Genomic DNA, 25,677 nt, shown 5'->3' on the forward strand with positions numbered 1-25,677 from the left:
TGCGCCGCTTCAGCCCTTGCGTTTCTTGCGGGACGGGTTGCCCGTCCGGCGGGACGTGCGCTTCTCGTACTGGGCGCGCGCCGTCTCGTACTCCTTGCGGTGCAGCTCCTCGCCCGGGGCCTCCTTCAGGGACCGGAAGAAGTAGGCGAGCAGGCCGCCGATGAAGCCGATCGTCATCAGGCCGCGCATCGAGGCGACCGACGCCGGGTCGTGGCGCCGCGCGTACCCCTCCCAGGTGCGGCGGAAGGCGAGCGCGCTGCAGATCGCGAACATCACGACGACGAGCAGGTTCACGAACTTGCCCACGTCCGCGATGGCCAGCCCCTCGTAGGCGAAGCGGAGCACGAAGCAGCCCGCGGCCGCGAGCAGCAGCGAGCCGACGGCGACACCGGCGCGGCGGGCGGCGTAGCCGTTGTCGTGGGCGACCCAGGTCGTCCCGAAGAAGCGGATGGGCTCGGGCCGCGGACCGGGGGTGGTGCCGGTGGGGTGGTCTGGGGTGCCGGATTCTTCGCTCACTGTTTGATTATCGCCCGGCGCGCACCTCGGTCGGCGGAGGGCGGCGAGGTGAGGGGGTGTGCGGTGCGGGGTGGCGAGGGGCGAAGCGTAGTGAGGTCGAGGCTCGCCCTATTCGTCCCCCGCCTTGCAAGAGCACACGGCAGGGCCGCTAGTTTGGGCGGCGTAAATCCTGAGGCGAGAAGCCTGAGGCGAGAAGACAGCAAGTCCTGACGCGAGAACACGGGGGAGGTTGGTGCGCGTGTCGCTCCGTGGAGGAGACCCGGAGGAGATCGGCGGCTATCCGCTGGAGGCCCGGCTCGGGTCGGGCGGCATGGGCACGGTCTTCCTCGGGCGTACGGCGTCGGGACGGCCCGTCGCGATCAAGCTGATCCACCAGCAGTTCGCGGACGACGAGGAGTTCCGGATCCGCTTCCGGCAGGAGGTCGCGGCGGCCCGCCGGGTCAGCGGCGCCTTCACCGCGGCCGTGATCGACGCCGATCACGAGGCCGAGCACCCGTGGATGGCCACCGCGTTCATCGAGGGCCACACGCTCGCCCAGCGCATCGCGAAGCACGGCCCGATCGGCGGCGCCGAGCTGCGCACCCTGGCCATAGGCCTGACCGAGGCGCTGCGGGACATCCACCGCGCCGGGGTCGTGCACCGCGACCTCAAGCCGTCCAACGTGGTGCTGTCCCCCGAGGGCCCGCGGGTCATCGACTTCGGCATCTCGCGCGCGACGGACCAGCAGACGCTGACGATGACGGGGCGGGTGATAGGCACACCGCCCTTCATGTCGCCGGAGCAGCTGCAGGCACCGCGCGGGGTCGGGCCGCGCTCCGACGTCTTCTCACTGGGCACGCTGCTGGTGTACGCGGCGACGGGGCAAGGCCCTTTCGACGCGGACAGCCCCTATATGACGGCGTATCAAGTGGTGCACGAGGCCCCGTCGTTGGGTGCGGTGCCGACCGTGCTGCGGTCGGTGGTCGAGCCGTGCCTCTCCAAGGATCCCGAGAACCGCCCTTCCGCCGACGAACTCCTCGTACGGCTGCGGGACCTGCCCTCCGACCTCGGCGGTCCCGCCGGGGCGGGCGGCGGCTGCCCCACCCGCGAGACGGACACCCAGCACCACCTGTCGGCGGACGACACCCCGTCCCCCGGCGCCCCGCCGGGGCCCGCCGAGACGGACGGGCACCCGCACACCGGCACCCTCATCGGCCGCCACCTGCGCCGCCGCTGGCGCCCCGTGCTCGCCGCCGCGGTCGCCGTGGCCGCGATCGCGGGCGGGGCCACGCTGATGCGCACCGGCTCGTCCGACGAGCCCGGCGGCACGGGCGGCGAGGGCGGCAACGTCGCGGCGACCGGCTCGGCCGCGCTGCCGCACCGGTTCGAGCCGTGGAAGAAGACCGTGCTCGGCGGCCGCCCCGACATCCCCGACGAGCTGCGCTGCCTGACCCGCGGCGACGCGGTGTACTGCGGGGGCGGCGGGGTCGTCGCGGCCCGGCTGCGCGCGTCCGACGGCTCGCGCGTCTGGACGGAGAAGAGTCCGGGCGTGCCGGTCCAGGGCATGCATCTGGTGGGCGCCACCGACGACACGGTGCTCGGCTACCGCTTCGCGGCCGAGGACGCGCCGGGCGATCCGGCCACCGAGGTGGTCGCCATCGACGCGGACAAGGGCAAGGAGCTGTGGTCGGTGCCGTCGGGCGCCCAGTCGACGGCGGTGACCGGGCGTACGCAGGACGCCGTCGTCGTCGGCTCGACGGTCGTGACGGTCGACGCGTCGAACACCCGCCTGGAGGCTCGGAGCGCGCACAGCGGCGCGGTCGCCTGGCGGCAGCCGTTCCCCGCGGGCACGCAGTGCTCCCCGGTGCCCTCCGGGGCCCGCCTCTACGCGATGTGCGCGCCGACCACCGAGGTGTCGGCGACCGATGTGCGCCACCCCACGCTGCACGTGGTCGACCTCGACTCCGGAACGCTCGGCAGGTCCATCGCCCTCAAGGGCCCGGCCCAGCCCGTCGGCACCGACGAGGACGGCCTCGTACTCCTGCACAGGGACGAGAAGCGGCTGGTGTCCGTCGGCTACGACGGGGTGCTGCGGGTCGGCCGGGACTCGCACAAGGTCACGTACTCGCGGCTGCCGAAGACGTACGCGGGGACGCCCGGGATGGCGGACGGCAGCGTCTTCGTGAGCGGGCAGACCGGGCTCGTCACGGCCTTCGACCCGGCGACGGGACGGAAGAAGTGGTCGCGGCAGACGGGTGTGGAGGGCGTCTCGGGGCCGGTCGGCGGCGACGACGGCACGCTCTACTTCAGCTCCGCCAGCGGCCGGGTCGTCGCGCTCCCGGCGCGCGGGGGTGCGCCGCTGTGGACGACGAATCCGCGGGCCGAGGGGCTGGCGGGCGAGACGAACGCCAGCCCCCGACTGGTCGTCGCGGGGCGCGTGGTGTTCGTGGCGGCCGCCGAGAACACCGTGTTCTCCTTCGACACGACGAAGCCGCCGAAGTCCGGCTGAACTCCCGGACTCCGACGGCTGTCGCACAGTCGCGCCGATCAGCAGCGCGGCGCCACGTACCCGTTGCTGCCCGTGCGGATGTACGTGTCCGAGACGTAGCGGCCGCTGCCGATCCGGTCCCAGATCTTCGACGTGCCGGTCGGGCCCGTGACCGTCTCGCCCGGCTTCTGGCACTGGATGGTGACGCGGCTGCCCGCGCGCAGGCGGCCGACGTTGCCGTACGACGTGCCGGGTCCTGACCGGACGTTGACGTCCGCGACGACCGGGTAGCTCCTCGCGGCGCCGGCCTCGACGGCCTCGCCCGCCTCATCCATCGCTTCTGGCGCTATGACGTTCTCGCTCACAGTGCTCTCCCCCGTTGACGGGCGACGCGGGCCGCCCTCGGCATGCTCCTCACACCAAGGACGCGCCCGCGCCCCGAAAGGTTTCCGGGAAGGTTCAGCCCGGCTCGGGGAAAGCTCAGCCGAGCTTCGACACGTCCCTGACCGCGCCCTTGTCGGCGCTCGTCGCCATCGCCGCGTACGCGCGCAGCGCCGCGGAGACCTTGCGCTCGCGCGACTTGGGCGCGTACACCCCGCCCAGGGCCTCGCGGCGGGCGGTCAGCTCCGCCTCCGGCACCAGGAGTTCGATCGAACGCTGGGGGATGTCGATGCGGATCCGGTCGCCGTCCTCGACGAGGGCGATCGTGCCGCCGGACGCCGCCTCGGGCGACGCGTGGCCGATCGACAGGCCGGACGTACCGCCGGAGAAGCGGCCGTCGGTGATCAGCGCACAGGTCTTGCCGAGGCCGCGGCCCTTGAGGAAGGAGGTCGGGTAGAGCATCTCCTGCATGCCGGGGCCGCCCTTGGGGCCCTCGTAGCGGATGACGACCACGTCGCCGTGCTTGATGACCTTGTTGAGGATCTTCTCGACGGCCTCTTCCTGCGAGTCGCAGACGACCGCGGGGCCCTCGAACGTCCAGATCGACTCGTCGACGCCCGCGGTCTTCACCACGCAGCCGTCCACCGCGATGTTCCCCTTGAGGACGCCGAGGCCGCCGTCCTTGGAGTAGGCGTGGGCGACGTCGCGGATGCAGCCGTTCGCGGCGTCCGTGTCGAGGGTGTCCCAGCGCTCGGACTGCGAGAACGCCTCGGCGGAGCGCCGGCATCCGGGCGCCGCGTGCCACAGCTCGACGGCCTCGGCGGAGGTGGCGCCGGAGCGGATGTCCCAGGCGTCGAGCCACTCCTTGATGGAGGGCGAGTGGACGGTGTGCACGTCCTCGTTGAGCAGCCCGCCCCGGTACAGCTCGCCGAGGAGCGCGGGGATGCCGCCCGCGCGGTGCACGTCCTCCATGTAGTACGTCGTGGTGGGCGCGGCGTTCGGGGCGACCTTGGCCAGGCAGGGGACGCGGCGCGAGACGGCGTCGATGTCGGTCAGGTCGTAGTCGACCTCGGCCTCACGGGCGGCGGCGAGCAGGTGCAGGATCGTGTTGGTGGAGCCGCCCATGGCGATGTCGAGGGCCATGGCGTTCTCGAAGGCGGCGTGGGTGGCGATGCTGCGGGGCAGGACGGAGGCGTCGTCGCCGTCGTAGTAGCGCTTGGTGATGTCGACGACCGTCCGCCCCGCCCGCTCGTACAGCTCCTTGCGGGCCGTGTGCGTGGCGAGGACCGAGCCGTTGCCCGGCAGCGAGAGGCCGATGGCCTCGGTCAGGCAGTTCATCGAGTTGGCGGTGAACATGCCGGAACAGGAGCCGCAGGTCGGACAGGCGTTCTCCTCGATACGGAGGATGTCCTCGTCCGAGACGCTCTCGTCGACCGCGTCGCTGATCGCGTTGACCAGGTCGAGCTTGCGGACCGTGCCGTCGACGAGGGTGGCCTTGCCCGCCTCCATCGGACCGCCGGAGACGAAGACCGTCGGGATGTTGAGGCGCAGGGCCGCCATCAGCATGCCGGGCGTGATCTTGTCGCAGTTGGAGATGCAGATCAGGGCGTCCGCGCAGTGCGCCTCGACCATGTACTCGACCGAGTCGGCGATCAGGTCGCGGGACGGCAGGGAGTACAGCATGCCGCCGTGGCCCATCGCGATGCCGTCGTCCACCGCGATGGTGTTGAACTCGCGCGGGATGCCACCGGCCTCGCGGATCGCGTCGGAGACGATGCGGCCGACGGGCTGCAGGTGGGTGTGGCCGGGCACGAACTCCGTGAAGGAGTTGGCGACGGCGATGATGGGCTTCCGTCCGATGTCCGCGCCGGGTACACCGGAGGCGCGCATAAGGGCGCGGGCGCCCGCCATGTTGCGGCCGTGGGTGACTGTGCGGGACCTCAGCTCGGGCATCGTCGCTCGCTCCTTCAGGGGCCCCGGGCGGGACCTTCGAGGCAGATATGACTTGGTGCCGAGCGTACGCCGCCGCTCCACGATCTGGACAGGCTGTCCGGATGCCGGGACGACCGTCTCGATGAGCGACCGTCGGGACGACTGTCTCGATGAGCGACCGCCGGATCCGTAGACCTCAGGGACCGGTCAGATGTCCCTGCACCACCGGCGCGACCCGCGCCACGATCTGTTCCACGTCCGCCGAGGCCAGCGGCTCGACCTTGATCACGTACCGCAGCATGGCGACGCCCACCAGCTGCGCGGCCGCGAGCTCGGCCCGCAGCTCGGCGTCCGGCAGGTCCAGGCGGCCCGCGATGCGGCTCAGGAGCTGGGCGGCGATCAGGCGCCGGAAGACCGCGGCCGCGGTGTCGTTGTTCATCGCGGAACGCACGATGGCAAGGAGCGGGGCGCGCGTCGCGGGGTTCTCCCAGACTCCGAAGACGAAGCGGGTCAGGCGCTCGCCGACCCCGTCGAGCGGGCCTTCCTCGATCGCGGCGGGCGCTTCGAGGGCGGGCGCGAAGGCGACGGTGATGGCCGCCTCGAAGACCTGTTCCTTCGTGCCGAAGTAGTGGTGCACGAGAGCCGGGTCCACCCCGGCGGCCTTGGCGATGCCGCGCACGGACGTCTTCTCGTACCCGTGCTCGGAGAATTCGCCGCGCGCCGCCGCCAGGATCCGGTCGCGCGTCGCGGGTCCGGTCTCCGACTGCGTACGGGAAGGCCGCCCTCTGCCACGGGCGGTGCTCACGAGCGGGGCACCCGCACCGCCGACGCCAGATGCAGCCTGGTGAAGGCGAGCGCCTCGGCGAGATCGGCCTCGCGTTCGGCGCTGGACATCGCGCGCCGCGTGTTGACCTCGATGACGACGTGCCCGTCGAAGCCGGTCGTGGCCAGGCGCTCCAGGAGCTCGGCGCACGGCTGCGTGCCGCGCCCGGGGACGAGGTGCTCGTCCTTGGCGGAGCCCTTGCCGTCGGCGAGGTGGATGTGGCCGAGCCGGTCGCCCATGCGGTCGATCATGTCCATCGCGTCCGTACGGGCCGTCGCGGTGTGCGAGAGGTCGACGGTGAAGTGCCGGTAGTCGTCCTTGGTGACGTCCCAGTCCGGGGCGTACGCGAGCATCTCGCGGTCCTTGTACCGCCACGGGTACATGTTTTCGACGGCGAAGCGCACGTCGGTCTCGTCCGCCATCCGCCAGATGCCCTCGACGAAGTCGCGCGCGTACTGCCGCTGCCAGCGGAAGGGCGGGTGGACGACCACCGTCGACGCGTCGAGCTTCTCGGCGGCGGCCTTCGCGCGCTGCAGCTTCACCCAGGGGTCGGTGGACCAGACGCGCTGGGTGATCAGCAGACACGGCGCGTGGACGGCCAGGATCGGGATGCGGTGGTAGTCGCTCAGGCGGCGCAGGGCCTCGATGTCCTGGCTGACCGGGTCGGTCCAGACCATGACCTCGACGCCGTCGTAGCCCAGGCGTGCCGCTATCTCGAAGGCCGTCGCCGTCGACTCCGGATAGACCGAGGCCGTCGACAGGGCGACCTTCGCATCCGGGATGCGCACCACTGGTTCTGCCACGAGGGACAGCGTACGGGCCGGGGATCGGCGCCGGGGAGGTGGCCTCATGCGGGCTCCCTCACGACGTCGGAAGGTGGTCCAGCCTGCGCAGGATCACGCCCTCGCGCAGCGCCCACGGGCAGATCTCCAGGGTCTCCACGCCGAAGAGGTCCATGGCTCCCTCCGCGACGAGCGCCCCGGCGAGCAGCTGCCCGGCCCGGCCGTCGGAGACGCCGGGCAGCTCCGCACGCTCCTGCTCGGTCATCGCGGCGAGCTGCGGCACCCAGTCCTCCAGCGACTTCCGCTTCAGCTCCCGCTGTACGTAGAGGCCCTCCGCCGAGCGGGCCGCGCCTGCCAGCCGGGCGAGCTGCTTGAACGTCTTCGACGTCGCCACCACGTGGTCGGGGTTGCCGAACCGGGTGAACTCCCCCACGGTGCGGGCGATCTGGGCACGCGCGTGCCGCCGCAGCGCCTTCACGTCGGAGGGGTCGGGCGGGTCCTGCTGGAACCAGGCGGCGGTGAGCCGCCCTGCGCCGAGCGGCAGGCTGACCGCGGCGTCGGGCTCCTCGTCGATGCCGTACGCGATCTCCAGGGAGCCGCCGCCGATGTCGAGGACGAGCAGCTTGCCCGCGGACCAGCCGAACCAGCGCCGGACGGCAAGGAAGGTCAGCTTGGCCTCCTCCTCGCCGGACAGGACCTTCAGGTCGACGCCGGTCTCGTCCCTGACCCTGGCGAGCACCTCGTCCGCGTTGGTGGCCTCGCGCACCGCGGAGGTGGCGAACGGAAGGACCTCCTCGACGCCCTTGTCCTCGGCGGCCTCCACCGCCTCGCGCACGGTGGCGACGAGCCGGTCGACGCCGTCCGCGCCGATCGCGCCCGCCGGGTCGAGGAGTTGGGCGAGGCGCAGATCCGCCTTGTGCGAATGCGCGGGCAGCGGGCGCGCGCCGGGGTGGGCGTCGACCACGAGCAGATGCACCGTGTTCGAGCCCACGTCGAGGACACCGAGTCTCATATACGGAACGCTACGCCGCATGGGGCCCCCGGCGGTCTTCGGGCGGTCCCGCACGCGCATACCCTGGAGACGTGCCAAAGACGAAAAAGGCGAAGACCGACAAATCGAAGTCGGGGAAGCCGTCGACGAAGTCGCCCGAGCAGAAGAAGTCGAAGAAGCCGGACGAGAAGGGTCTGGACTTCGCCAGGGCCTGGGTGGAGTTTCCTGATCCCGCGGACGACGAGCAGGTCTTCCGGTGCGATCTGACCTGGCTGACCTCTCGCTGGACCTGCATCTTCGGAAGCGGCTGCCAGGGCATCCAGGCGGGCCGTGCCGACGACGGCTGCTGCACGCTTGGTGCCCACTTCTCGGACGATGACGACGAGAAGCGGGTCGCCGGGTTCGTCGAGCGGCTCACGCCCGACATCTGGCAGCACCACGACGTCGGCAGGGAGAGCGGCTGGGTCTCCACGGACGAGGACGGCGACCGCCAGACCCGTCCGTACCAGGGCTCGTGCATCTTCCAGAACCGCCCCGGTTTCGCGGGCGGCGCGGGCTGCTCGCTGCACATCCTGGCGCTGCGGGAGGACCGTGAGCCCCTGGAGACGAAGCCGGACGTCTGCTGGCAGCTGCCGGTGCGCCGGACGTACGACTGGATCGACCGGCCCGACGACACGCGGGTGCTCCAGGTGTCGATCGGCGAGTACGACCGGCGGGGCTGGGGTCCCGGCGGCCACGACCTGCACTGGTGGTGCACGTCGGCGACGTCGGCGCACGGCGCGGGCGACCCGGTGTACGTCTCCTACCGCCCGGAGCTGATCGAACTGATGGGCAAGAAGGGCTACGACCGCCTGGTGGAACTCTGCGAGGAGCGCCTGGCTTCCCAACTCCCGCTGCTTGCCCCACACCCGGCGGACCCGAAGCGGTAGGAGGGGCCCCGTAAGCGGCGCGGATCCAGGCGCGCGGAGGGGCCCCGTAAGGGGCGCGGGGAACTGCGCGACCAGCCACGACGGGCCCGCGGTCGAAATCCCACCCCACCACAGCGGAGCGCTCAGCTCGGGCTCGGCTCCCCGCCGTCCCCCGGCGGCGGAGACGAGTCGGAAGGCCCCGGGTCCGACGGGGTGGGCGTCGGGTCAGGGTCCGAAGGCGTCGGCGTCGGCGTCGGGTCAGAGGGACTCGGCGTCGGATCGGGCCCAGGGTCGGAAGGCCCCGGACCACTGGGCGTATGCGTGGGCGTGGGCCGAGGCCCCGGATGGCTGGGCGGCAGCCCCCCGTCCCCGAACCCGTCGATGGAGATGACCGCGCCCGAGGGCGCGATGGACACCCGCGCACGCCAGTGCCCCGACGGCTCGCGGTCATGATCGACGTACACCTGGATCGTGAACGACTCCCCCGGCGCGAGGGTTCCCGACGACCGGCTCAGATAGAGCCACGACGCACCCTCGCTCGCCGACCACCGCACCGGTGAACCCCCGGACGCCGTCAGGGTGATGAGGGTCGTGTCGCCGCTCGGCTGGGCCTCCACGGTGAGCCGCCCTGGCCCCGTCGACGAACGCGAGGGCGCGCCGCCGCCGCTGATGACCTCCACGGAGACGTCGGGCGAGCGGCTGCCCGCGGTGAAGCGGGAGTCGGGGCCCGTACGGGCGTTGCCCGCGTTCTCGTAGCCGCGGGCGCGCTCGCCGCCGAGCCCGTCGCGGTCGTCCGCCTCGCTCGCGGTGACCGAGCGGCCGTCATGGCCCTCGCCGGTCAGCGGCGCTCCCCGATAGGCGGCCCACAGGGCGAGCACCGGGGCGGCCACGACGGTGGCCACCACGGTCGTGGTGACGGCACGCGCGCGCAGCCGGTCGCGGCGCGCGGCGTGGTCCTTGGGGTCCATCGGGAATCCGCGCCGGTCGTAGCGCGGAGCGCCGCCACGCGCGCGTGGGACGTGCGCCATCGCCATGTGCAGGGCCGGTCGCGGGGCCTCGACGACGGGGAGGGCGGCCGGGGTGACGGCGGTGCCGGGCCAGGTGCCCGCTCCGGCGCGCTCGGCGGTGCGGCGGCAGCGCGGGCAGTCGTCGACGTGCCGGACGAGCTCGCGGCGCAGGGCCGTGCCCAGCAGCAGTTGGTTGTCGCCGGTGAGGCGGGCGACGATGGGGCAGCTGCCGGTCTCCACGACGGCGAGCGCGGCACGGGTGCGCTCCACCTCGCAGGCGGCGGACGCAAGGAGGTCGCGGGCCTCCGCCGCCGCCAGGCCGAGGACGGCGGCGACCTCGGCGGGGGCGAGCTGGTGGCGCACGGCCAGCTCCAGCGCCTCGCGCTGCTCGGGCGTCGTGCCCGCGGCCTCCGGCCAGGCCAGCTGGGCGAGTTCGCGGCGGCGGTGCCGTTCGGCGTCTTCCGACAAAGTGGTTGCTTCGGAGGACGTGGTCGCTTCGGAGGACTTGGGGGCGCGTGGATCGGTGGTGGCGGCGGATCCTGGCGCGCCGGTGCGCGATGTGCCCGCTCCCGCCGCGTGCACGCCCTGGCGTTTCCGCTTGGCTTCGGCGAGCCTGCGCAGACAGACCCAGCGCGCGAGCGCGTAGAGCCAGGCCCGCAGCTCGCTGTCGGCGTCGGGACCGCGCGAGCCCCTGCGCTCGGCGAGGTGCAGCGCGTCCCCCAGGGCCGCGGTCGCCGCGTCGTGGTCGCACAGGACCGAGAGGCAGTACGTGAACAGGCCGTCCAGACACGGCTCGTAGCGCGCGGGCGGAGTCGTGCGGGGCGCCGGCCGGGGCACCACGCGCTTGCGCGCGTCTCGGTGCGCCCGGTGTGCGCCGGTTGCGTTCGCGGGGGTTTCCGACCTACTGCTCATCACCCGTGCGAAGTTAGGCGGATGATGCAGGCCCCTTCCGCCCTCTTGAGCACATTTAATCCTTACGGGTGAACAGATCCCTCAAAAGGGGACAGGAACCCTTCATTCCGTGGCCTTGGCTCGTACGCGGGGCGAGCAAAGAGTCGGGCGGACCGGCGGGCGGATCGGCGGCGGACCGCGTTGTCAGTGGGCTCGGCTACGGTTTCGACCATGGCTGCCCGCACGAAATCCGGGAACACCGGGAAGCAACGCCCGTCCTACCGCTGCACGGAGTGCGGCTGGCAGACGGCCAAGTGGCTCGGCCGCTGCCCCGAATGCCAGGCCTGGGGCACGGTCGAGGAGTACGGCGCGCCCGCCGTCCGCACCACCGCCCCCGGCCGCGTCACCTCCTCCGCCGTCCCCATCGGCGAGGTCGACGGCCGTCAGGCCACCGCGCGCACCACCGGCGTGCCCGAGCTGGACCGGGTGCTCGGCGGCGGTCTGGTCCCCGGCGCCGTGGTGCTGCTCGCGGGCGAGCCCGGCGTCGGCAAGTCCACGCTGCTCCTGGACGTCGCGGCGAAGGCGGCGAGCGACGAGCACCGCACCCTCTATGTGACGGGCGAGGAGTCGGCGAGCCAGGTCAGGCTGCGCGCCGACCGCATCGGGGCCATCGACGACCATCTGTTCCTGGCCGCCGAGACCGATCTGGCCGCCGTCCTCGGCCACCTCGACGCCGTCAAGCCATCCCTCCTCGTCCTCGACTCGGTCCAGACCGTCGCCTCGCCCGAGATCGACGGCGCGCCCGGCGGCATGGCCCAGGTCAGAGAGGTCGCGGGCGCGCTGATCCGGGCCTCCAAGGAGCGCGGCATGTCCACGCTCCTGGTCGGCCACGTCACCAAGGACGGCGCGATCGCGGGCCCCCGCCTCCTGGAGCACCTCGTCGACGTGGTCCTGCAGTTCGAGGGCGACCGGCACGCGCGCCTGCGCCTGGTCCGAGGCGTCAAGAACCGGTACGGGACGACGGACGAGGTCGGCTGCTTCGAGTTGCACGACGAGGGCATCACCGGTCTCGCCGACCCCAGCGGCCTCTTCCTCACCCGCCGCGCCGAGCCCGTCCCCGGCACCTGCCTGACCGTCACCCTGGAGGGCCGCCGCCCCCTGGTCGCCGAGGTCCAGGCGCTCACGGTCGACTCGCAGATCCCCAGCCCCCGCCGCACCACCTCAGGCCTTGAGACCTCCCGCGTCTCGATGATGCTGGCCGTCCTGGAGCAGCGCGGCCGGATCACCGCACTCGGCAAGCGGGACATCTACAGCGCGACGGTCGGCGGCGTGCGGCTCACCGAACCCGCGGCCGACCTCGCCGTCGCGCTCGCCCTGGCCAGCGCCGCGAGCGACACCCCGCTCCCCAAGAATCTCGTCGCGATCGGAGAAGTGGGCCTGGCGGGCGAGGTCAGACGGGTCACGGGCGTCCAGCGCAGGCTGGCCGAGGCGCACCGCCTGGGCTTCACCCACGCCCTCGTACCCGCCGATCCCGGGAAGATCCCCGCCGGTATGAAGGTCATCGAAGTCGCCGACATGGGGGACGCGCTGCGTGTCCTTCCGAGGTCCCGTCGCCGAGAGGCCCCACGGGAGGAGGAAGAGCGCCGGTAGACTTTGCCCTGGTCTCGCCCAACCGTGCGAAGCACAGCGTGCGCTCCGTACGCGGCACGTGCGCGGCAGAGACGTGGACAACCTGCGACCGAGGGAGTGCAGTGGCAGCCAACGACCGGGCAGCGAACCCCGGCAAGCCCGGCGGCAGCTCCGGTGCCGATGGGCTGATGCGCGCCTCCCTGAGCGCTGTCGCGCCCGGCCAGGCACTGCGTGACGGCCTGGAGCGCATCCTCCGCGGCAACACCGGCGGCTTGATCGTCCTCGGCTGGGACAAGACCGTCGAGTCGATGTGTACGGGCGGCTTCATCCTGGACGTCGAGTTCACGGCGACGCGCCTGCGCGAACTGTGCAAGCTCGACGGCGGCATCGTCCTCGACAAGGACATCACCAAGATCCTGCGCGCCGGCGTGCAGTTGGTGCCGGACCCGACGATCCCCACGGAGGAGACGGGCACGCGGCACCGCACGGCGGACCGGGTGAGCAAGCAGGTCGGCTTCCCCGTCGTCTCGGTGTCCCAGTCGATGCGCCTGATCGCGCTGTACGTGGACGGTCAGCGCCGTGTCCTTGAAGACTCGGCGGCGATCCTCTCCCGCGCCAACCAGGCGCTCGCCACCCTTGAGCGGTACAAGCTCCGTCTCGACGAGGTCGCGGGCACGCTCTCCGCCCTGGAGATCGAGGACTTGGTGACCGTGCGGGACGTCACGGCGGTCGCCCAGCGCCTGGAGATGGTCCGCCGCATCGCCACGGAGATCGCCGAGTACGTGGTGGAGCTCGGCACCGACGGCCGCCTGCTCACCCTCCAGTTGGACGAGCTGATCGCGGGCGTGGAGCCCGAGCGCGAGCTGGTCGTCAGGGACTACGTGCCCGAGCCCACCGCCAAGCGCTCGCGCACGGTCGACGAGGCGCTCGCCGAGCTGGACTCCCTCACCCACGCCGAGCTGCTCGAACTGCCCACGGTGGCACGGGCGTTGGGCTACACGGGCTCCCCCGAGGCGCTGGACTCCGCGGTCTCCCCGCGGGGCTTCCGCCTGCTCGCCAAGGTGCCGCGGCTGCCCGGGGCCATCATCGACCGCCTCGTGGAGCACTTCGGCGGCCTGCAGAAGCTGCTCGCCGCGAGCGTGGACGATCTCCAGACGGTGGACGGGGTCGGCGAGGCCCGCGCCCGCAGCGTCCGCGAGGGCCTGTCGCGCCTCGCGGAATCGTCCATCCTGGAGCGCTACGTCTAGCCTCCGGCGCTGACGGGGTACGGGGTGGGTCCCCGTGGCCCCTGTCTTCGGCGCCGAAGCGGCTGCTCCCTTGGCGCCGGGTGGCGTGGCTCCCTCACGGGGCTTGTCCGGCCCGTGCCGGGACCCTCCCACTCCGCCACCACAACTCCAGCCGCTTCGCGGCGGTTCTCCCCACCCGCCCACCCTTCCCTGCCCATCCGGCGGACCGATCAGGCGCGCGCTCGGCGGGGGGGAGGCTTGAGCACCGCACGCGACCCGGCGAGGCGCCCACCTGACGGGGCAACAGGCCCGGCCCCACCCATCGCCCTTCCGGTACGGAGCAACGGGTGGGCGGGCGGGAAAACCCGCGCGGAGCGCGGAAAGGCGTTCACCCCCGCCCCGGGGGAGAGGAATCCGCTCAAGCCCCGCGGGGACTAGTCCTTCTCCAGGACGAACGACGCCCGTGCCGCGCCCAGGCCCGGTGCCTTCGCCTCGACGAGGTACGTGCCCGGAGCCGCCGTGCCCGCCGCAGGCGTCGCGCACTGGGGCTCGCTGGCCCGCCGGTCCCATTCGACCGCGTGCGTGACGCGGCCGTCCGCCGGGACCCGGAGCAGCAGGCTGCCGCCACCGGCCGGGCAGTCCTCGGAGGACCAGAAGTCCTTGTCGCCGTCGGCCTGAGTGATCGTCAGCACCGTGCCCTTGCCGCCGAGGTCGAGCTTGCAGGCCTTGCTGCCGCTGTTGTCGGCGATCAGCTCGAACTTCGGCTTCTCGCCGATCTCGTACGTGTTCTGGACGCTGCGCACCTTCAACTTCACGTCGCCACTGGCGCAGTTCGGCAGGCTCGACCCTGCGGGCAGCCGGTCGCCCGAGCCGCCACCGCCCTTGGCGCCGTCGTCGGATCCGCCGCCACCGCCGGAGCCCGAGCCTTCGGACCCGCCCGAGCCGCCACCCGACCCGGACCCGGAGTCCGACCCCGAGCCCGAACCTGACGACCCCGAGCCCTCGCTCGACTCGTCCCGCCCGCCCGGGTGTTCACTGATCGCGGGCCCGGACTCGGAGGGTCCGGGAGTGATGGAAGTGGCGGGTCCGTTGCCGCCGGGGCCGTCGGCACTGTTCTTCCCGCCCCCGCCGCCGGAGACGACGACCCAGACGACAAGGAGCACCAGCAGTCCGAGCAAGGACAGCAGAACGGCCCTCCGACGCCAGTAGATGGTGGAGGGAAGCGGCCCGACCGGATTGCGCAGAGATCCCACGCCCAAACCTTACGAGAGATCCGGCACTTCTCCTGCCCCACCCGCCGCCCTGAGCGACAAAGTTTGCGGATCATCATCCCGGATCCGCCCCTTACACCCCTGCGTACGGTCCTGAACCCTGTCGATCGTCAGGGTGCGTGACGGGTCGATCGCCAGATGTGACGATTCGGCCGCACTCCGTACCGTCCGTAATCATGGACACCATGACCGACGATCTCTACCGCGATATCACCGAGTTCGCCCACGACACGCCCTCGTGGTTCCAGCACCTGGCGGAGGTGTGGACGGAGCTCGGACTGCTGCTCTTCGGCGTGCTCTTCATCGTCGCCTGGTGGCGCGCCAGGAGCGGGGACTCCCGCGCCGTGGCGGTCGCGGTGCTCGCTCCGCTGGTCACCGCGGTGGCGTACGTGTGCAGCGAGTTGTTCAAGTCGGTGATCGACGAGGAGCGGCCCTGCCGGGCGGTCTCGGGCGCGCTGACCCCGCTCGTGGAGTGCCCGCCGCACGGCGACTGGTCCTTCCCGAGCAACCACTCGACGATCGCGGGCGCCGCCGCCATCGGTCTCGCGCTCGCCTGGCCGCGCATCGCCGCGCTGACGGTCCCGATGGCCGTGCTCATGGCGTTCTCGCGGGTCTTCGTCGGCGTGCACTACCCCCACGACGTCGCGGTCGGTCTGGTGCTCGGCGCGCTCATCGCGTTCCTGCTCGTACGGATCTGTACGCGCCCCACGGCCCGGCTCTTCGACGCCATGCGCGGCTCGTCCACGGGGATCGTGCGCTGGTTCGCGGGGCCTGGTCCCGCGGCGTACGACACGACGGCGCGGCGCGGACGGCACGGCACGGGCGCCCCGGGCACGCCCCCGCACGCCCCTCAGCAGCCGTACCAGGACCCGCAGAACCAGTACTCACACCAGAACCAGAACCAGCAGCACCAGCACCAGCACCAGCACCAGCACCAGCAGCCCGCCGCCTGGACTCCCCCGGCCGACAACCCGACCATGGCCCTGCCGCGTCACGACCCCCGTCACGACCCGCGCCACGACCCCCACCAGCACAACAGCTGACCGGCCCGGCAGGGCTCAGTCCGCGTCGGGGACGAGCCCCGCTTCGTACGCCACGATCGCCGCCTGGACGCGGTTCTTGACCTCCAACCGGTCGAGGACCGCGCTCACATGCGCCTTGACGGTGCCCTCCACGAGGTGCAGCCGGGCCGCGATCTCCGGGTTGGACAGGCCCGCGCCGACCAGGCCGAGCACCTCGCGTTCGCGCGGGGTGAGAGCGCCGACGCGGGTCCTCGCGGTGGCCCCGCGGCCCACGCGCCGCGCTCCGTAGCCGTCGATGACGTGCCGCGCGACCTTGGGCGAGAGGAAGGCGGCGCCGTCCGCCACCGCCCGTACGCCCGCGATGAGTTCGTGCGGATCGCCGGACTTCAGCAGGAAACCGGTGGCTCCGCCGCTCAACGCCCGTGCCACATAGGCGTCCTCGGAGAAGGTCGTCAGCATGGCGACCGCCGTCCCCGGCACCGTACGGACGATTTCCTCGCCCGCGGCGAGCCCGTCGAGGCGCGGCATGCGGATGTCGAGCAGCGCCACGTCCGGTCGGTGGGCCTGCGCGAGCGAGACGGCCTCGCGTCCTTCGGCGGCCTCCGCGACGACCTCGATGTCCTGGCCCGCGGCGAGAATCGCGCGCACGCCCGCACGGATCATGGCTTCGTCGTCGGCCAGCAGGACCCGGATCACCCCGTTCACCGCACCCATTCCTTCTCTTCCTCCTCTTCCTCTCGGAACTCGTCTTCCTCTCGGAACTCGTCCCAGTCGCTCGCCGTGGGGATCACGGCCTTGTCCACGAGGCGTCCGCCGTCCCCGCCGAAGCAGATCCTGAAGTGTCGTACGGCGGTGAAGAGTCTGCCGTCCGCCCGGTAGTAGAGGCACTCGGCGCCCTCGGGCGGCGGGCTCGGCGCGCGTTCCAGGGGCGGGTCGGAGACGGTCCTGTCCGGCAGCACCCCGGCCGCCTCCGCACGGCTCTCGCCGACGCGAAGGCGGGCGTAGTCGGCGGGGTCGAGGACCGAGTGCGTACGCGAGTACGCGTACCAGGCGAAGGTCCCGCCGACGAGCAGCACCCCGGTCGCCACGGCGGCGCCGAAGGCCAGCAGGGTGCGGCGGCGCGCGTGGGTGAGGCGGGCCTCGGGGTGCGCGGCCACGGGGTCGGTGCCGCCGGCCGGGAGGCGCGCGGTGAGGCGGAATCCGTGGTCGTGCGGGCCCGCGTCCAGGGTGCCGCCGAGGTCGGTGACGCGGGCGCGCAGGCCGCGCAGGCCCGAGCCGCCGCCGGACAGCCCGGGCAGCGGGGTGCGGAAGGACGGTGAAACCGCCTCGTCGGGGCGGCCGTTGGTGACGGTGACCGTCGTCGTGGCGGCGTCGCGCGCGATCTCGACGGTGACGTGGGCGCCCGGCGCGTGCTTGGCCGCGTTGGTCAGGGCCTCCTGGACGACGCGGTACACGGTGCGCCCGGTCAACTCCCGGCCGCGCGCCTCACCCTGCTCGCCCTGCTCGCCATCGCGGCCATCGCGGTCGCCGGGGACGTACGTGATCTCAAGGCCGGACTCCGCCGCGCGCTCGACCAGCGCGGTGACGCTCTCGCCCGCGGGGGCGAGCGGGGCCTGCTCGTCGCCCTCGTCGCGGAGTACGCCGATGATCTTGTGCAGCCTGCCGGTGGCGTCGGACGCGGCGGCGCGGAGCTCGGCGACCGCGTCGCGGTGCTCCCGCGCCAGGCCGGGGGCGACCTGGAGGGCGCCCGCGCGGACGGCGATCAGGCTCAGTTCGTGGCCCAGCGAGTCGTGCATGTCCTGGGCGATGCGGGCCCGTTCGCGCAGTCGCGCGCGGTCGGCGACGATGCGCTGCTCGCGCTCCAGCTGGTCGGCCCTCGACCAGCCCGCGGCGGCCAGTTCGCGCGCCTGGCGCCAGTAGCGGCCCGCGAGCCAGGGGAAGAGCGCGCCGAAGACGAGCGTGCCCATCAGGACGAGCCACTCCACGACGGGGTCCACGTCCCGTACGGCGATCTTGGCCGTACCGACGACCGCGATGGCCCCGAAGGCGATCAGGGCGGGGCGGGCGCGGTCCGCGCGGCGGCCGAGGAGGAGCGCGAGGACGGCGAAGGCGGGTCCGTAGGAGAGCGTGAAGAGGGAGGAGGCGGTGCCGAGCCCGAGGGCCGCGGCGAGGAGGAACGCGAGCAGCGGCCCTCTCCTGCGCACGGCGACGGCGCACCCGACGACGGCGAGCGCGCACAGCTGCCGGGGGAGCGTGCTCGGCTCGTTGAGGCCGAGCCGGTCCACGGACACGACCGGCACGGCGAGGGCCACGGCGAGGAGCGCGTCCCCGGTACGTCTCTTCACTCCCCCGTTCACTCCCCTTTCTTCGCACCCCTTCTTGGCTCCCGTCTTCGCACCCCTTCTTCGCTCCCCTTCTTGGCTCCCGTCTTCGCACCCCTTCCTGGCTCCCCTCTTCGCTCCCCCGACGCTACTGTCCCCCCGCACCCGCGCACCCCTGCCGATCGTCAGGGGTGGCTCGGCGACGCGGCCCTCAGGGCGGGGTCGCGCGAAACCCCCCCGCCCGAGCCGCGCGGTTGTGTCGTCCGCCGCCACCCCCGTGGCAGGATCGGGTCTGCCATGACTGCGCCCACGAAGCCCACGCCGACCGCACCCGACGCCGCCGAGGCTGCCGAAGCCGCCGAAGTCGCCGCCTCCGGTGAGACCCTGCACACCCCCGTCATCGCCTGGTTCGACGCGCACGCCCGCGATCTGCCGTGGCGCCGCCCGGACGCCGGGCCGTGGGGCGTGATGGTCAGTGAGTTCATGCTCCAGCAGACGCCCGTCAGCCGGGTCCTGCCCGTGTACGAGCAGTGGCTCGCCCGCTGGCCGCGCCCCGCCGACCTCGCCAAGGAGGCGCCGGGCGAGGCCGTCCGCGCCTGGGGAAGGCTCGGCTATCCGCGCCGCGCCCTGCGGCTGCACGGCGCGGCCACCGCCATAACGGAGCGGCACGGCGGCGACGTCCCCGCGCACCACTCCCAGCTGCTCGCGCTGCCGGGCATCGGGGAGTACACGGCGGCCGCCGTGGCCTCCTTCGCGTACGGCCAGCGGCACGCCGTGCTCGACACGAACGTGCGGAGGGTCTTCGCGCGCGCCGTGGCCGGTGTGCAGTACCCGCCGAACGCCACCACCGCCGCCGAGCGCAAGCTGGCCCGCGCCCTGCTGCCCGAGGAGGAGCGGACCGCGTCGCGCTGGGCCGCCGCCTCCATGGAGCTCGGCGCCCTGGTCTGCACCGCGCGGAACGAGAACTGCGCGAAGTGCCCGATCGCCGGGCAGTGCGCCTGGCGTGCGGCGGGCAAGCCCGCGCACGAGGGCCCGGCACGCCGCGGCCAGACGTACGCGGGGACGGACCGCCAGGTGCGCGGCAAACTGCTCGCCGTGCTGCGCGAGGCCGTCGCCCCGGTGCCGCAGGCCGCGCTCGACCGGGTGTGGGAGGAGCCGGTGCAGCGGGCCCGCGCGCTCGACGGTCTGGTCGCCGACGGGCTCGTGGAGCCGTTGGCGGACGGGCACTACCGGCTGCCGCTCACGTGACCGACCCCCATGACCTCATGTCATGACCCCGTGCCATGACCTCATAACCGCATAACTGCCAAAAGGTCCGTGTAACGCCCATAGACCGCTTCTCACCTGCGGTTTTATGGCGATCTTTATGTTCGCCCTACATCTGTTACACAACCTACGCCCAGCCGTGCGCCCGCCGCTGGCTGCTCCGCACAACCTCGTGACAACGCCTCCGTAGCTTCATGGACGTGCCGCTCGGCAAGGGCCGCGGTCACGCATTTGGGGACGGAACGGAGGCGGTTGGATATGGCGCACGGCGAGGTGCTCGAGTTCGAAGAGTACGTCCGCACTCGGCAGGACGCCCTGCTGCGCAGTGCCCGGCGCCTGGTTCCGGACCCCGTGGACGCGCAGGACCTGCTGCAGACCGCGCTCGTACGGACGTACGGCCGCTGGGACGGCATAGCCGACAAGCGGCTGGCGGACGCCTACCTCCGGCGCGTCATGATCAACACCCGTACGGAGTGGTGGCGCGCCCGCAAGCTCGAAGAGGTGCCCACCGAGCAGCTCCCCGACGCGTCCGTGGAAGACTCCACGGAGCAGCACGCCGACCGCGCCCTGCTGATGGACATCATGAAGGTTCTCGCACCCAAGCAGCGCAGCGTGGTCGTGCTGCGACACTGGGAGCAGATGTCCACAGAGGAGACGGCCGCCGCGCTCGGCATGTCGGCCGGAACGGTCAAGAGCACGCTGCACCGGGCACTCGCCCGGCTCCGCCAGGAGCTGGAGAGCCGTGACCTGGATGCCCGCGCGTTCGAACGTGAGGAGCGGGAGCGTTGCGCGGCCTAGGCCCTGAGGCCAGACGAAGCGTAAAGGCGGCGAGCACGGTGGTGACCGTGCTCGCCGCCCTCGGCCTTTCCCTCGCCGCCTGCTCGACGGGCGGCGCGGGCGCGCGCGACGAGGGACCCGCGCGCAGCGAACCCGTGGTCTCCGCCTCGCCCTCGCCCGCGCCTTCGGCGTCGGTGCCCACGAGGAAGATCGACGCGGTCCGGCTCGTCAAGGACGACCCGAAGGTGAGCACGGCGATCAAGCGGGACCTGAAGCCGTGCGCCGGGGACTCGTACCCGATCGACGTGACGTACGGGAACGTGACCGGAGGCACCGCGTCCGATGTCGTGGTGAACGTGCAGACCTGCGCGGACGCCGTCGGGATCGGCAGCTACGTGTATCGCGCCGAAGGCGATAAGTACGAGAATGTCTTCAGTGCCGAGGAGCCCGCGTCCGTCTACGCCGAGATCGACAGGGGCGACCTGGTCGTGACCAAGCAGATGTACGAGAAGGGCGACTCGGTGGCCTATCCGTCGGGCGAGGAAGTGATCACGTACCACTGGTCGTCGAACCACTTCGTCGAGACGGAGCGCACCCGCAGCGACTTCAACAACGCGGTGGGCGGCGAGTCGGCCGCACCATCGGACGCGGGCTGACCCGCCGCGGACCGGCCGCCGCCGACCACCCCGCCCGACCCCCACGAGACGCACCGAGCACGTACTGAGAAGGACTGAGACTTCCGATGGCAGAACAGACCCACGTCCTGTTCGTCGAGGACGACGACGTCATCCGCGAGGCCACCCAGCTCGCCCTTGAGCGGGACGGCTTCGCGGTGACCGCCATGCCCGACGGCCTCTCGGGCCTTGAGGCGTTCCGCGCCGACCAGCCGGACATCGCGCTGCTCGACGTGATGGTGCCCGGCATGGACGGCGTCTCGCTGTGCCGCAGGATCCGCGAGGAGTCCACGGTTCCGGTGATCATGCTGTCGGCGCGCGCCGACTCCATCGACGTGGTGCTCGGTCTTGAGGCGGGCGCCGACGACTACGTGACCAAACCGTTCGACGGAGCCGTCCTGGTCGCCCGCATCCGCGCGGTGCTGCGCCGCTTCGGGCACGCGGGCGGGCACGGCTCCGCGGCGCCCGCCTCGGCGCAGGACGCCGGGGCCGACGGCGGCGTGCTGCACTTCGGCGATCTGGAGATCGACACGGAGGGCATGGAGGTGCGCAAGGACGGCGCGCCCGTGGCCCTGACGCCGACCGAGATGCGCCTGCTCCTGGAGTTCTCGTCCGCACCGGGCACCGTCCTGTCCCGCGACAAGCTCCTTGAGCGCGTGTGGGACTACGGCTGGGGCGGCGACACCCGCGTCGTCGACGTCCATGTGCAGCGACTGCGTACGAAGGTCGGGCAGGACCGCATCGAGACGGTCCGCGGCTTCGGCTACAAGCTCAAGGCGTGAACGGACACGTGACGGCGTGAACGGACGCATGAAGGACGGCGTGCCGCGGGGACGCGGGCGGCTCGGGGTACTCGGGGGACACATATGAACAGGGGCCACCGGGCGGCCGACCGTGTCCGCGGGATGTTCAGGACCGGTCTGCGCACCGGCGTGCGCTGGAAGATCAGCGCGGCGATCGCGCTGGTCGGGGCGCTCGTCGCGGTCGCGCTGAGCCTGGTCGTGCACAACGCGGCGCGCGTCTCGATGCTCGACAACGCGCGCGACGTGCAGGACGAGCGCATCCAGTTCGCGCTGCGCCTGTACTCCGCGTCCCAGCGCCAGACCCTCCAGTTCGGCACGAAGGTCGACGACCCCGAGCTGCCCCAGGAGCTGCGGCAGAAGGTCCTCAAGGGACGGCGCGCCACGTTCGTCGAGGAGAAGCCCGACGGCACGCCCGACATCTGGGCGGCCGTGCCGCTGGCCGACGGGCACGTCCTCTCGCTGCACTCCCGCTTCACCGACCGCAGCGCCACCGTCATGAAGGACCTCGACCAGGCCCTGGTCATCGGGTCGATCGCGGTCGTCTTCGGCGGCTGCGCGCTCGGCGTGCTGATCGGCGGGCAGCTGTCGCGGCGGCTGCGCAAGGCGGCGACGGCGGCGAGCGAGGTCGCCCAGGGACAGACGGACGTGAGCGTCCGCGACTCCATCGGCGGCGTGGTCAAGGACGAGACCGACGACCTCGCGTCCGCCGTGGACGCCATGGCCGACGCGCTCAAGCAGCGCCTGGAGGCCGAGCGCAGGGTCACCGCGGACATCGCGCACGAGCTGCGTACGCCGGTGACCGGGCTGCTCACGGCGGCCGAGCTGCTGCCGCCCGGACGGCCCAGCGAGCTGGTCAAGGACCGCGCGCAGGCGATGCGCACGCTCGTCGAGGACGTCCTTGAGGTGGCCCGCCTCGACTCGGCGGCCGAGCGCGCCGAACTGCAGGACATCACCCTCGGCGAGTTCGTGTCCCGGCGGATGGCGCTCCTCAGCACCGAGGTGTCCGTGACGGTCGTGCACGAGTCGGAGGTCACCACCGACCCGCGCCGCCTGGAGCGCATCCTCGGCAACCTCGTCGCCAACGCCGCCAAGCACGGCAAGCCGCCCATCGAGGTCAGCGTCGAGGGCCGGGTGGTCCGGGTGCGTGATCACGGGCCCGGCTTCCCCGAGGCGCTCCTGGACGAGGGCCCGAGCCGCTTCCGCACGGGCAGCACGGACCGGGCGGGACACGGCCACGGTCTGGGTCTGACGATCGCGGCGGGTCAGGCGCGGGTGCTCGGGGCGCGGCTGACCTTCCGCAACGTACGCCCCGCGGGCGTCTCTCCCGACGAGCCCGCCGAGGGCGCGGTCGCCGTCCTGTGGCTGCCGGAGCACGCGCCGACGAACACGGGCAGCTTCCCGATGCTGCAGCTGCCGGACACCCTGTGAAGTCGCCGGACGGTCTCTGAGCCTGGCGGACACCCGCCCCTGACAGGAGACCTCTGGCAGGAGAACGGCCCCCGGTGCGCGAAGCACCGGGGGCCGTTCTCCGCCGGGGAGGGCGGTCCTGCGGGATCAGACGGCCTCTGCAACCGGCTCCCTGACCACCTGCGCGGAGTCCCCGTCCGCGCCCCCGACGGGCTTCTTGTCCGCGGGGCCCGAGCCCCTCAGCGGCGTCTCCTTCACGAAGAAGGAGACGATCAGCGCGGCGACACCGAGCGCGGCGCCGAGCAGGAAGGCCGAGTGGACACCGGCCGTCACCGCGTGCTGGTAGGCGTCCCTGACCATCTCGGGCAGCTTCGCCAGCTGCTCCGCGGTCGGCTGGGCGGTCGCCTCGGTGGCCTTGCTGCCGAGCGACCCGGCGCGCTCGGCCATCACGTCATGGACGCGGTTGTTGAAGAGCGCACCCATGATCGCGACGCCGAAGGAGGAGCCGAGCGTACGGAAGAGCGTGGCCGAGGACGAGGCGACGCCCATGTCCTTCATCTCGACGCTGTTCTGCGCGACCAGCATGGTGATCTGCATCAGGAAGCCCATGCCCGCGCCCAGCACGGCCATGTAGAGGCCCGAGGTGAACCGCGTGGTCTCCGTGTCCATCTGGGCGAGCAGGAAGAACCCGATGACCATCAGTACGGTGCCGACGATCGGGAAGACCTTGTACTTGCCGGTGGCGGTGGTGACCCGGCCCGCGACCATCGAGACGGCCATCATCGCGAGCAGCAGCGGAAGCAGCAGCAGCCCGGAGTTGGTGGCCGAAGCGCCCTGCACCGACTGCTGGTAGAGCGGCAGGAAGAGCATCGCGCCGAACATCACGAAGCCGGTGATGAAGCCGATCACGGCCATCAGCGAGAAGTTGCGGCTGCGGAAGATGTGCAGCGGCATGATCGGCTCGGCGGCCCTCTTCTGTACGAAGAGGAAGCCGAGGAGCGAGGCGACGCCGATGCCGATGAGCTCCATGATCACGGCAGAGCCCCAGGCGTACTCGGAACCGCCCCAGGTGGTGACGAGCACGAGTGCGCTGATGCCGACGGTCAGCAGGGCCGCGCCCAGATAGTCGATGCGCCCCTGTGCCTTCTTCTTCGGCAGGTGCAGGACGGCGGTCACCATGGCGAGCGCGACGGCGCCGAGCGGCAGGTTGATGTAGAAGGCCCAGCGCCAGCCGAGGTGGTCGGTGATGGTGCCGCCGACCAGCGGGCCTCCGATCATCGCGACCGCCATGACGCCGGTCATCATGCCCATGTACTTGCCGCGGTCCCGCGGCGGCACCAGGTCACCGATGATCGCCATGACGCCGACCATCAGGCCGCCCGCGCCGAGCCCCTGGATCGCGCGGAAGCCGATGAGCTGTCCCATGTCCTGTGCCATGCCGCTGAGCACGGACCCGGCCAGGAAGATCACGATGGAGGTGAGGAAGACGCCCTTGCGCCCGTACATGTCGCCGAGCTTGCCCCAGATGGGGGTCGAGGCCGCGGTCGCCAGCGTGTAGGCGGTGACCACCCACGACAGGTGCTCCATGCCGCCGAGGTCGCCGACGATCGTCGGCATCGCGGGGCTCACGATCATGTTGTCGAGCATCGCGAGCAACATGGTGATCATCAGGGCCATCAGGACGACGCGCACACTGCGCGGCTGCGGCCCGGTCTCCCCCGCGGCCTTCACCGCGCCCGCCTTCTCCGGTTTCTCCAACTGCTCCAGTGACGCTTTAGGTGTCCCCGACATACTCACCACTCCCCGGTTGTCGCCCTACCACTACTTACTTGCCGCCCGGCAAGTTGACTACACTGGGGAAGGTAGACCCTTAACTAGCCGGGCGTCAAGTAAGTTTCACGTACGACGACGTGAACGGCGTGAGTTGCGACAGCGTGAGTGATGAGTGGAGTCGAGGAGCACCCCGATGGGCACAGGCAAGCAGCAGCGGCGCGGCGACACCCGCCAGCGCATCCAGGACGTGGCCCTCGCACTCTTCGCCGAGCAGGGCTACGAGAAGACGTCCCTGCGCGAGATCTCCGAGAAGCTGGACGTCACCAAGGCGGCGCTCTACTACCACTTCAAGACCAAGGAAGACATCCTGACCAGCATCTTCGACGACCTCACGGGGCCGATCGACGAGCTGATCGAATGGGGTCACGCACAGCCTCAGCCGGTCTCCCTGGAGACCAAGAAGGAAGTACTTACCCGCTACAGCGCCATCCTGATCAACGCGGCACCGCTCTTCCGCTTCATGCAGGAGAACCAGGCGGCGATGCGCGACCTGAAGTCCGGCGAGAGCTTCAAGGACCGGATGCTCGGGCTGCACGAGATCCTCAAGGACCCGAACGCCCCGATGGCCGACCAGGTGCGGTGCTTCAGCGCGCTGTTCACCATGCACGCCGGAATGTTCGTGCTCAAGGACGCCGAAGGCGACCCCAAGGAGAAGCGCGAGGCCATCCTGGAGGTCGCCATCGATCTGGTGACGCGGGCACACACGGGCGGCTGAGCCGCCCGGAGCGCGGTGGGGCGCGGTGGGGCGCG

At 71.9% G+C, this 25,677-nt stretch carries 21 protein-coding genes and 1 pseudogene; 11 read left to right on the plus strand and 11 right to left on the minus strand.

The features are described 5' to 3' along the window. Window positions 1-9: 9 nt before the first annotated feature. Window positions 10-516, minus strand: coding sequence for a hypothetical protein (locus CP970_RS18750; protein WP_055547992.1), 507 nt, complete (start codon window positions 514-516; stop codon window positions 10-12). 238 nt (window positions 517-754) lie between these two features. On the opposite strand from CP970_RS18750, the gene CP970_RS18755 reads away from it, so the two are divergent. Continuing rightward, window positions 755-3,004, plus strand: a complete 2,250-nt coding sequence (locus tag CP970_RS18755) for a protein kinase domain-containing protein (protein WP_055548007.1) — start codon at window positions 755-757, stop codon at window positions 3,002-3,004. Window positions 3,005-3,042: 38 nt separating this feature from the next. Here the strand turns inward: CP970_RS18755 and CP970_RS18760 are convergent, their stop codons facing one another. The 5 genes from CP970_RS18760 to CP970_RS18780 all read right to left on the minus strand — a co-directional run bounded on the left by CP970_RS18760 (window position 3,043) and on the right by CP970_RS18780 (window position 7,913). After that, a complete protein-coding gene (locus CP970_RS18760; RefSeq protein ID WP_055547990.1) occupies window positions 3,043-3,318 on the minus strand; it encodes an SH3 domain-containing protein in 276 nt (91 codons plus the stop codon). A 145-nt stretch (window positions 3,319-3,463) separates the two neighbouring features. Continuing rightward, window positions 3,464-5,317 carry a dihydroxy-acid dehydratase gene (gene ilvD / locus CP970_RS18765; protein ID WP_055547988.1) on the minus strand — a complete coding sequence of 618 codons (1,854 nt, stop codon included), beginning with the start codon at window positions 5,315-5,317 and terminating at the stop codon, window positions 3,464-3,466. A gap of 175 nt (window positions 5,318-5,492) precedes the next feature. Beyond that, window positions 5,493-6,101, minus strand: coding sequence for a TetR/AcrR family transcriptional regulator (locus CP970_RS18770; RefSeq protein WP_055547986.1), 609 nt, complete (start codon window positions 6,099-6,101; stop codon window positions 5,493-5,495). Continuing rightward, entirely contained in the window at window positions 6,098-6,922 is an 825-nt protein-coding gene (locus CP970_RS18775) for a sugar phosphate isomerase/epimerase family protein (protein WP_055547984.1), read from the minus strand. Before CP970_RS18775 ends, CP970_RS18770 begins: the two co-directional genes overlap by 4 nt. Before the next feature lie 58 nt (window positions 6,923-6,980). Beyond that, window positions 6,981-7,913, minus strand: coding sequence for a Ppx/GppA phosphatase family protein (locus CP970_RS18780; protein WP_055547981.1), 933 nt, complete (start codon window positions 7,911-7,913; stop codon window positions 6,981-6,983). Window positions 7,914-7,984: 71 nt separating this feature from the next. On the opposite strand from CP970_RS18780, the gene CP970_RS18785 reads away from it, so the two are divergent. Further along, a complete protein-coding gene (locus CP970_RS18785) occupies window positions 7,985-8,821 on the plus strand; it encodes a hypothetical protein (RefSeq protein WP_055547980.1) in 837 nt (278 codons plus the stop codon). Window positions 8,822-8,943: 122 nt separating this feature from the next. Here CP970_RS18785 and CP970_RS18790 read toward each other — a convergent pair whose 3' ends face one another. Next, window positions 8,944-10,719 (minus strand): BACON domain-containing protein, encoded by a 1,776-nt coding sequence (locus tag CP970_RS18790; RefSeq protein WP_224058517.1) that lies wholly within the window; start codon window positions 10,717-10,719, stop codon window positions 8,944-8,946. A gap of 210 nt (window positions 10,720-10,929) precedes the next feature. Between CP970_RS18790 and radA the strand changes: the two genes are divergently transcribed. Both radA and disA read left to right on the plus strand, forming a co-directional pair. Continuing rightward, window positions 10,930-12,348: a DNA repair protein RadA gene (radA, locus tag CP970_RS18795; protein ID WP_055547976.1), complete on the plus strand. Its 1,419-nt coding sequence runs from the start codon at window positions 10,930-10,932 to the stop codon at window positions 12,346-12,348. Between the two features lie 101 nt (window positions 12,349-12,449). After that, window positions 12,450-13,574 (plus strand): DNA integrity scanning diadenylate cyclase DisA, encoded by a 1,125-nt coding sequence (disA, locus tag CP970_RS18800; RefSeq protein WP_055547974.1) that lies wholly within the window; start codon window positions 12,450-12,452, stop codon window positions 13,572-13,574. A gap of 413 nt (window positions 13,575-13,987) precedes the next feature. Here disA and CP970_RS18805 read toward each other — a convergent pair whose 3' ends face one another. Then, complete coding sequence (locus CP970_RS18805; RefSeq protein ID WP_150493577.1) at window positions 13,988-14,806, minus strand: hypothetical protein; 819 nt, start codon at window positions 14,804-14,806, stop codon at window positions 13,988-13,990. A gap of 194 nt (window positions 14,807-15,000) precedes the next feature. Here CP970_RS18805 and CP970_RS18810 point away from each other — a divergent pair. Then, window positions 15,001-15,600 (plus strand): annotated as a pseudogene (locus CP970_RS18810) (phosphatase PAP2 family protein); the annotation flags it as partial. Window positions 15,601-15,882: 282 nt separating this feature from the next. On the opposite strand, the gene CP970_RS18815 reads toward CP970_RS18810, so the two are convergent. Then, window positions 15,883-16,542 carry a response regulator transcription factor gene (locus CP970_RS18815; protein WP_055556200.1) on the minus strand — a complete coding sequence of 220 codons (660 nt, stop codon included), beginning with the start codon at window positions 16,540-16,542 and terminating at the stop codon, window positions 15,883-15,885. A 5-nt stretch (window positions 16,543-16,547) separates the two neighbouring features. Beyond that, the gene (locus CP970_RS18820; protein WP_055556198.1) at window positions 16,548-18,191 is read right to left on the minus strand and encodes a sensor histidine kinase; all 1,644 of its coding nucleotides are present in this window, start codon (window positions 18,189-18,191) and stop codon (window positions 16,548-16,550) included. 273 nt (window positions 18,192-18,464) lie between these two features. Between CP970_RS18820 and CP970_RS18825 the strand changes: the two genes are divergently transcribed. The 5 genes from CP970_RS18825 to cseC all read left to right on the plus strand — a co-directional run bounded on the left by CP970_RS18825 (window position 18,465) and on the right by cseC (window position 23,115). Continuing rightward, a complete protein-coding gene (locus tag CP970_RS18825; protein ID WP_055552577.1) occupies window positions 18,465-19,415 on the plus strand; it encodes an HhH-GPD family protein in 951 nt (316 codons plus the stop codon). 276 nt (window positions 19,416-19,691) lie between these two features. After that, a complete protein-coding gene (locus CP970_RS18830; protein ID WP_055552579.1) occupies window positions 19,692-20,231 on the plus strand; it encodes a SigE family RNA polymerase sigma factor in 540 nt (179 codons plus the stop codon). A 38-nt stretch (window positions 20,232-20,269) separates the two neighbouring features. Further along, window positions 20,270-20,866, plus strand: coding sequence for a hypothetical protein (locus CP970_RS18835; protein ID WP_398655358.1), 597 nt, complete (start codon window positions 20,270-20,272; stop codon window positions 20,864-20,866). An 86-nt stretch (window positions 20,867-20,952) separates the two neighbouring features. Next, complete coding sequence (cseB, locus tag CP970_RS18840) at window positions 20,953-21,666, plus strand: two-component system response regulator CseB (RefSeq protein WP_055552583.1); 714 nt, start codon at window positions 20,953-20,955, stop codon at window positions 21,664-21,666. Window positions 21,667-21,750: 84 nt separating this feature from the next. Next, window positions 21,751-23,115: a two-component system sensor histidine kinase CseC gene (cseC, locus tag CP970_RS18845; protein ID WP_079043822.1), complete on the plus strand. Its 1,365-nt coding sequence runs from the start codon at window positions 21,751-21,753 to the stop codon at window positions 23,113-23,115. 126 nt (window positions 23,116-23,241) lie between these two features. Here the strand turns inward: cseC and CP970_RS18850 are convergent, their stop codons facing one another. Next, the gene (locus CP970_RS18850) at window positions 23,242-24,885 is read right to left on the minus strand and encodes an MDR family MFS transporter (protein ID WP_079043823.1); all 1,644 of its coding nucleotides are present in this window, start codon (window positions 24,883-24,885) and stop codon (window positions 23,242-23,244) included. 175 nt (window positions 24,886-25,060) lie between these two features. On the opposite strand from CP970_RS18850, the gene CP970_RS18855 reads away from it, so the two are divergent. After that, window positions 25,061-25,642, plus strand: coding sequence for a TetR/AcrR family transcriptional regulator (locus CP970_RS18855; RefSeq protein WP_055552588.1), 582 nt, complete (start codon window positions 25,061-25,063; stop codon window positions 25,640-25,642). The last annotated feature ends 35 nt before the right edge of the window (window positions 25,643-25,677 follow it).

The organism is Streptomyces kanamyceticus (assembly GCF_008704495.1).
In the GTDB taxonomy this organism is placed as follows: Bacteria; Actinomycetota; Actinomycetes; order Streptomycetales; family Streptomycetaceae; genus Streptomyces; species Streptomyces kanamyceticus.